Source organism: Veillonella sp. R32, from assembly GCF_010093125.1.
GTDB lineage: Bacteria > Bacillota > Negativicutes > Veillonellales > Veillonellaceae > Veillonella_A.
On sequence record NZ_NMZQ01000024.1, the window covers coordinates 34,409 to 41,935 of the forward strand.

Below are 7,527 nucleotides of genomic sequence, written 5' to 3' on the forward strand. Positions count from 1 at the left end.
TCTTCTTTCTAATTTATTTACTTAATTTTTTCTGCATATCCGCAATCGTTACATCAAACGGTGCCGTTAATACCCCTTCTTCTGTAATAATCGCACTGACTAATTCATGGGGGGTTACATCAAAGGCAGGATTTAATACTTCAATATCTGCCGGTGCCGTTGGCAAACCACCAAAACAAAGCACTTCCTCAGGACTACGCATTTCAATCGGAATTTCGCTCCCTTTTTGTAAGGTAAAATCAAAAGTACTATAAGGAGCGGCCACATAAAATGGTATATTATGTGCGTTAGCTGCTAAAGCAACGCCATAAGTGCCGATTTTATTGGCTACATCACCATCAGTGGTAATGCGATCAGCCCCCACGATAACAGCATCAATGAGTCCTTGCTGCATAGCATAAGCGGCCATATTATCTGTTAATAAGGTAACGGGAATGCCATCATGATGTAATTCAAAAGCAGTTAAACGAGCTCCTTGAAGTAATGGTCGTGTTTCATCAGCATATACTCGCTCTAATTGACCTTTTGCATGTAGCTCCCGAACTACGCCTAAAGCGGTGCCTAATCCAGCGGTAGCCAAAGCGCCAGCATTGCAATGCGTTAAAATACGAATGTGTTGCTTCCCTTCAAATAGAGTGGCACCTGCTTTTGCCATAGCTTCATTAAGACGTTGGTCTTCTAAATCAATAGCTTTTGCTTCCGCCTCTATAAGCGGTAAAGCCGCTACCATAGTATCGCAAGGAAATACAATATTAGTAACAATACGATCAATAGCCCAGGCCAAATTAATAGCCGTAGGTCTTGTTTCTTTTAAAGTATTGGCAAAGTCTAAGAAATTAGCTCGTTGCGTTACTTCGTCAGGAGCTGATTCAATGGCTTCACGGGCTGCTAAAATTAAAGCATAGCCTGCAGCCACACCAATGGCTGGTGCCCCACGAACAAGCAGTTTCTTAATCGCTTCAGCAACTTGACGCCAATCTGTACAATCAATATATACTTCCTGGGTAGGTAACTTAGTTTGATCGAGTAAAATAAGGGCCTCCCCATTCCAAGTAATACTTTTCATAGATTGACTCTTTAATGTGTTTAAGGAGCTAACCGCTTCTTGTAAACTCATAGTAATTCCCCTTCTTTGCCAAGAGCCGCTTTAAAACCACCATACTCAGCTAAACGATGATGACATGGTAAATCCTGATCTGGATCTAAGCGTTCAATCGTTTCAAGAATAAGGGCTTTGAAATTATTGGACATTTGCGCCATAATATCGAGTACTTCTTGATGAGTTAATTCTGTTGGTGAAATGCCGGCGGCGTAATTCGTTACCATAGAAATCGTAGCATAGGCAATTTCTGCTTCCCCTGCTAATACGACTTCTGGTACATTTGTCATCCCCACCGTATCAGCACCTAACATTTTAAACATCTTAATTTCAGCAGGCGTTTCAAAACGAGGTCCTTCGGTACAAACGTAAGTACCACCATTGTGTAAATCTATAGCTAAACTCTTAGCAGCGTCTTCAATGACACTGCGCAAGGCTGGCGAATAGGGATTACCTACGCCAAGATGAACTACTTTTTTGCCATTGCCATCAAAGAAAGTACTTATACGAGATTTTGTAAAATCTAAGAACTGATCCACTAATACAAAATGACCTGGCGCAAAATCTTGATTTAAAGAGCCCACGGCAGTAGTGGAAATAATCATAGTAACACCTAATTTTTTAAGGCCCCAAATATTGGCCCGATAATTAATCAAATGAGGCGGAATTGAATGTTTCATGCCATGACGGGCTAAGAACACCACTTGTTTCCCTTTATAACTGCCCTGTGTATAAGCAATGTCCCCATATGGTGTGGACATGGTTTTCGCTTCAATATTTTCAAACATCGATGGATCGTACACGCCGGTACCACCAATTACTGCGATTACACCCATTATAGTCACCTCTTTATAAATAAAAACATCCTAACAAAAGAAAACTCCAGAGCAAGCCCTGGAGAATCCATACCTTAGTCACTGCCCTAAGGCTCGTTTATTCTATTGTACCACATTCTAAGAGAATCAGTTAACATTTGTTTTTGCAAGGTAGCCTTGCAATTATCACAAAAAATGATTAATGTACTTCCTGATTACCAGGCTTATTGGTAGCTTCAGCAAAGACTTTTTGCAACTCTTCACGACTAAAATGATATTTTTCATTGCAATAATGACAAACTAATTCTGTCGTTTCATCTTTGAGGAGTTCTTCTTTGTCCTGAGGCTGTAGAGTTGCTAAAATTTGTTCGAAACGTTCACGGCTGCAGGTGCAGTTAAAATGAACGTCCCCTTCATAGACTTGTTCTTTAGTTAAGCCTGCTAACACTTTATCCACTAGCCCCGCTCCATCAGGATGGGCTTCTAAGTATTTTGAAATAGGGCCCAATTCATTGATATTAGCTTCTACCTGAGCCAACGCTTCATCGGTTGCATCAGGTAAGGCTTGTACTAAGAAACCACCAGCCGCTTTGGTTGTTTGATCCGTATTCACTAACACGCCTAAACTAATAGTAGCTGGAATCTGTTCAGAGGTATATAAATAGTAAGCTAAATCTTCAGCCACTTCTCCCGATTGCATTGGACTTTGCGACGTATAATCTTGACGAAGTTTTGTGAAACGAGTAACTTGTACCTCACCATCATGACCAACGGCAGCGCCTACATCCAATTTTCCTTCATATTTCAAAGGCACTTCCACATGTGGATTATCCACATAGCCACGCACTGTGTTATCACTGAACGCATCTACATGCACTACGCCTAAAGGACCTTTACCATTCAAACGTAAACTTACATTTTCTTCATTTTTAAAATCACCAGCCATCAAAAGCGCACCGGTCATCGTACGACCTAAAGCCGCCGTTGCTACGGGGCTTAAATTATGACGAACGCGCGCTTCTTCAACCGTATCGGTCGTGACCGCGAACGCTAAACGTACCCCTTCTTTGGTGGTATAGCGACGAATAAAATCCATAAATTCTTACTTCCTTTAACTAAATTTTGACTTCTATATATTTTATAATTTTTGACTTAAAGCACTTGTTACTAAGCATAACTTAACATTGCTCTCAGTAATTATAGCTTAAATTTGTTCCAACAAATTTACCATTTCAATAGCACCCATGGCACAATCGAAACCTTTATTGCCTGCTTTAGTACCAGCACGTTCAATAGCTTGTTCAATGTTTTCGGTTGTTAATACACCAAACATAACAGGTACCCCTGTTTCAAGGCTAATATGAGCAATCCCTTTAGATACTTCGCTACATACATAATCATAATGTGTAGTGGACCCACGAATTACAGCACCTACACAAATAATGGCGTCATACTTACCGCTGAGGGCTGCTTTTTTAGCAACTACAGGAATCTCAAAAGCCCCTGGTACCCAAATTGTATTAATATCATCTTCCTTTACATCGTGACGAAGCAACGCATCCATAGCACCACCGATTAATTTAGACGTAATAAATTCGTTGAAACGAGAACCAATAATAGCAAAACGTTTACCTGTGCCTAATAATTTACCTTCTGTAATCATTTGAAATGCCTCCTAATTTTCTAGTTTAGCTTATAATAAGTAACTCCATATTATAAAGCCCTATATAAAGTCATATTATAATAAGTGACCCATTTTTTCTTTTTTAGTTTTTAAATATCCTGCATTTACATTATTAGCTTTAACAATGACAGGCACACGTTTTTTTACATCAATGCCCCAATGCGTTAAGCTATCACGTTTCAAAGGATTATTTGTCAATAAATCAACACTCTTAATGCCTAAGAAACGAATAATTTGAGCAGCCAAAGAGTATTCGCGCATATCTGGCGGGAACCCAAGCTCTACATTCGCTTCTACTGTATCCAGCCCCTTTTCTTGTAAGGCATACGCTTTAATCTTGTTAGTAAGACCAATGCCTCGCCCTTCTTGACGCATGTAAACTACGACACCACGACCCTTAGCTTCAATCGTGCGGAGTGCATTGTGAAGCTGTTCCCCACAATCACAACGTTTAGAACCAAACACATCGCCCGTCAAGCATTCGGAGTGAACACGAACCAATACGTCTTCTTGCCCCTTCACATCCCCTTTGACAATAGCTAAATGCTCTTTATGATCCAAATAATTTTTGAAAACAAAAATTTTAAAATCACCAAATTCAGTTGGTAAATTAGATTCAGCAGCTAATGTAATAATTGGTTCGTGTAATTTACGATATTCAATCAGTTCAGCGACTGATGCAATTTTTAAATCATGCTTCTTAGCAAATTCAAGCAAGTCATCAAGACGAGCCATGCTACCATCATCTTTCGTAATTTCGCAAATAACCGAAGCTTCTTTAAGACCTGCTAAGCGGCATAAATCGATGGACGCTTCCGTATGACCTTGACGCACTAGGACGCCCCCTTCTTTATATTGAAGGGGGAATACATGACCAGGACGGCGGAAATCATCAGGCCGAGCTTTACCGTCAATTAAAGCGCGAATAGTATAAGCCCGTTCATACGGGGAAACACCGGTCGTAGTATCTACATGGTCTACGGATACAGTAAAAGCTGTTTCATGATTATCCGTATTCTTTGTCACCATTTGAGGGATTTCTAAACGGTCTAAATCTTCTTTACGCATAGGCGTACATACGATACCACGGGCTTCTTTTACCATGAAATTAACATTTTCCATAGTGGCAAATTCTGCAGCCACCATAAGATCCCCTTCGTTTTCACGTTTTTCGTCATCCACGATAACTACGGGTTTACCAACTTTAATATCTGCTAAGACTTCTTCAATCGTATTTAACGTTCTTGTCATAATAATGTCTCCTTATAGCCTCTAAATGAATGGGCCTACCTAATCTATATAAATCCCTTGGCCGCTAACCAATCTTTGGAGAGGCCTTGTGCCTTAGAACTACCAGTTTTACTTGATGTATGAGCCTTCACCTGCGCACTCGAAGGCTTCGTTTCAGACGCTCCTTCACTCGGCAAACTCATGAAATGACGAATATATCGACCAGCGATGTCCGTTTCAAGATTTACCACTGTTCCCACGGTAGCTGAAGCTAAAATTGTATTAGCAATGGTGTGAGGAATGATGGAAATCTCAAAATAAGTAGCTTCTCGCTTAGATACAGTTAAACTAGCGCCATCCACAGCGATGGACCCTTTATAAATAATATAATCCAGTACATCCGGTGTTGTTTCAATAGTAAAAACTACCGAATTATCAAGCTTGCGAATGTTTCGAATCCGACCTTGGCCATCTACGTGACCAGCTACCATATGACCGCCAAAACGACCATTAGCCGCCATAGCTCGTTCTAAATTGACCGCTTGCCCAGATGTAAACTTAGCTAAAGTAGTCATATTCACCGATTCAGGCATTACATCGGCTACGAATTGGTTACCTGTAGACGAGGTGACCGTTAAACAAACACCATTAACTGCAATAGAGCAGCCAATTTCCATATCTGAGAAAATCCTATGTCCTTGAATCGTAAGTCGCATAGCTTGAGCGCTCCGCTGTACGCTAACAATTTTACCGACTTCTTCAATAATTCCGGTAAACATCTGAGCCACTCCTTTCTGCCACATACGCTTCTAAACGAATATTGTTATCTAATATACAAGCCGATTCAAAGCGCAACGGAACCCCTTCGGCTAAATGATCAATACCTTGACCATTTACAGCACTCAGAGCCGTTTCACCACCTATGATAAGATTGCCTATATAGGTGACAATCTTATTGAAAGCTTTTGCCTCTACAAACGAAGCAATTACATGACTGCCCCCTTCTACAAGAACTGAGGTAAAGCCTAGTTTGCCAAGTAATTTTAAAATTTCAATAATATCTAAGCCGTTAAAGGTAGAATCTACAGCTAAAACCTTTGCTCCTTTGGCAGTGAGAGCCTCTATGCGTTCTTCCTCACAAGCAGGGCTTACTAAAATGTACACCGAGCGATTGGGCTGTTCAAATAGCTTAGCATCTAAAGGCGTTCGGCCTAAACTATCGAGAATCACTACATCAGGTTGATGCAAATTTTCAATCTGTAAACGACAATTTAAACTTGGATTATCGCTTAATACCGTGCCTATGCCGGTTAAAATCGCATCATGAGTAGCTCGTAAACGATGACCATCTCGCCTTGCCGTTTCATTGGTAATCCACTGTGAATGACCTGTACGAGTAGCAATTTTACCATCTAACGACATGGCTGATTTTAACGTAACAAAAGGTCGGCCCGTTTTAATAAAGGTTAAAAATCCTTCAATTAATTTAGCACACTGTGTTGTTAACACACCCGTTGTTACCTCTATGCCTGCTTGCCGAAGCATTTCAATGCCCTTGCCGGCTACTAACGGATTAGGATCAACCACGCCAATCACAACCCGTCGAATACCAGCTTCAATAACACGCTTGGCACAAGGTGGTGTCTTACCATAATGAGCACAAGGTTCTAACGTGACATAGAGCGTAGCGCCACGCGCACTACCCCCCGCTTGTTGCAGAGCATTCACTTCCGCATGAGCTTCACCAGCTTTATGATGAAACCCTTCACCAACAATCTGACCGTCTTTTACAATAACAGCGCCGACCATTGGGTTGGGATGTGTTTGTCCTGTTGCCTTGGCTGCTAATTCTAACGCTCGCGCCATAAAGGACTCGTCTATATTAGCTTGTGTAGCGCTTTGTGTAATTATTTCATTTTGTTCATCTGCCATACTATGAACTCCTAACATAAAAGGGACTATATTTCTATAGTCCCTGAGTTTATTGCGTTATAAATCTCGCTTTCTAAGAGATACTATATTTGAATCTTAGTATCACTATTAGAAGGCGAACTCATACCGTGTCTTTTCCCATCCAGACTATACTGTCGGTCTCGGAATCACACCGAGTCAACCCATTTCAGAGCTTGCGGACTATCACCGCCGGTCAGGAATTGAATACGAACGAGCGTCCGATTCGCACCTTGCCTCAAAGACTATCTGTATTAAATTTTGAAATTACTACTATTTCTATAGATGATTATACTATCATTTACAGCTTTGCGCAACAATTAATCTTTAAAGTTTAATATCCAATCTTCTAAGGCTTTTTCTAGTTTATTAAAATCACACGAGAATCTTATCTTATAATTATTATTTCTTTTTTCATATATTTTTTGTACATGTTTTATAATTTTTTCTTTAACACTTAAGCAAAAAGAATATTCTTTTTGTAATAAATTTTTATAATTATTATCGCCAATACATTTAAAATCAATTCTTTCATAGGCGCCATCTGGTACAGGAATCATTTTTTTCAAATCAAGTACACCCAATACATGAATTAACTTGTTAGATGAATAGGCTTTTTATCCCCTTTAAATACCCCATAAAAATAGAAAAGGGGCTGTAACGAAATACAACTCCTAAAACTATTAATGCGGCTTGAAGATATATAAGCATCTTCAAGCCGCATTATTGCTATATTTATATAAGAGAAA

At 40.0% G+C, this 7,527-nt stretch carries 8 protein-coding genes and 1 riboswitch; all 8 genes read right to left on the reverse strand.

Going from position 1 to position 7,527, the window contains the following annotated elements; all coding sequences use genetic code 11:
- Positions 1-13: 13 nt before the first annotated feature.
- Positions 14-1,066 carry an S-methyl-5-thioribose-1-phosphate isomerase gene (gene mtnA / locus VER_RS05885; RefSeq protein ID WP_162099954.1) on the reverse strand — a complete coding sequence of 351 codons (1,053 nt, stop codon included), beginning with the start codon at positions 1,064-1,066 and terminating at the stop codon, positions 14-16.
- A 47-nt stretch (positions 1,067-1,113) separates the two neighbouring features.
- The gene (mtnP, locus tag VER_RS05890; RefSeq protein WP_162099947.1) at positions 1,114-1,935 is read right to left on the reverse strand and encodes an S-methyl-5'-thioadenosine phosphorylase; all 822 of its coding nucleotides are present in this window, start codon (positions 1,933-1,935) and stop codon (positions 1,114-1,116) included.
- Between the two features lie 178 nt (positions 1,936-2,113).
- Positions 2,114-3,010: an Hsp33 family molecular chaperone HslO gene (hslO, locus tag VER_RS05895; RefSeq protein ID WP_162099948.1), complete on the reverse strand. Its 897-nt coding sequence runs from the start codon at positions 3,008-3,010 to the stop codon at positions 2,114-2,116.
- Between the two features lie 108 nt (positions 3,011-3,118).
- Positions 3,119-3,577, reverse strand: coding sequence for a 6,7-dimethyl-8-ribityllumazine synthase (gene ribE / locus VER_RS05900; RefSeq protein WP_162099949.1), 459 nt, complete (start codon positions 3,575-3,577; stop codon positions 3,119-3,121).
- Positions 3,578-3,652: 75 nt separating this feature from the next.
- A complete protein-coding gene (locus VER_RS05905; RefSeq protein WP_162099950.1) occupies positions 3,653-4,849 on the reverse strand; it encodes a bifunctional 3,4-dihydroxy-2-butanone-4-phosphate synthase/GTP cyclohydrolase II in 1,197 nt (398 codons plus the stop codon).
- 44 nt (positions 4,850-4,893) lie between these two features.
- A complete protein-coding gene (ribE, locus tag VER_RS05910; RefSeq protein ID WP_162099951.1) occupies positions 4,894-5,607 on the reverse strand; it encodes a riboflavin synthase in 714 nt (237 codons plus the stop codon).
- A complete protein-coding gene (gene ribD, locus VER_RS05915) occupies positions 5,588-6,760 on the reverse strand; it encodes a bifunctional diaminohydroxyphosphoribosylaminopyrimidine deaminase/5-amino-6-(5-phosphoribosylamino)uracil reductase RibD (protein WP_162099952.1) in 1,173 nt (390 codons plus the stop codon). The genes ribE (VER_RS05910) and ribD overlap by 20 nt, the downstream gene beginning before the upstream one ends.
- A gap of 126 nt (positions 6,761-6,886) precedes the next feature.
- A riboswitch (FMN riboswitch) is annotated at positions 6,887-7,028 on the reverse strand.
- A gap of 70 nt (positions 7,029-7,098) precedes the next feature.
- Positions 7,099-7,362 (reverse strand): type III toxin-antitoxin system ToxN/AbiQ family toxin, encoded by a 264-nt coding sequence (locus VER_RS05920; protein WP_255494017.1) that lies wholly within the window; start codon positions 7,360-7,362, stop codon positions 7,099-7,101.
- Positions 7,363-7,527 lie beyond the last annotated feature (165 nt).

Coding starts and splice junctions, on each gene's coding strand:
- ribD (WP_162099952.1), bottom strand. CDS start 6,760: ATGGCAGATGAACAAAATGAAATAATTACACAAAGCGCTACACAAGCT.
- VER_RS05905 (WP_162099950.1), bottom strand. CDS start 4,849: ATGACAAGAACGTTAAATACGATTGAAGAAGTCTTAGCAGATATTAAA.
- ribE (WP_162099949.1), bottom strand. CDS start 3,577: ATGATTACAGAAGGTAAATTATTAGGCACAGGTAAACGTTTTGCTATT.
- mtnP (WP_162099947.1), bottom strand. CDS start 1,935: ATGGGTGTAATCGCAGTAATTGGTGGTACCGGCGTGTACGATCCATCG.
- mtnA (WP_162099954.1), bottom strand. CDS start 1,066: ATGAAAAGTATTACTTGGAATGGGGAGGCCCTTATTTTACTCGATCAA.
- hslO (WP_162099948.1), bottom strand. CDS start 3,010: ATGGATTTTATTCGTCGCTATACCACCAAAGAAGGGGTACGTTTAGCG.
- ribE (WP_162099951.1), bottom strand. CDS start 5,607: ATGTTTACCGGAATTATTGAAGAAGTCGGTAAAATTGTTAGCGTACAG.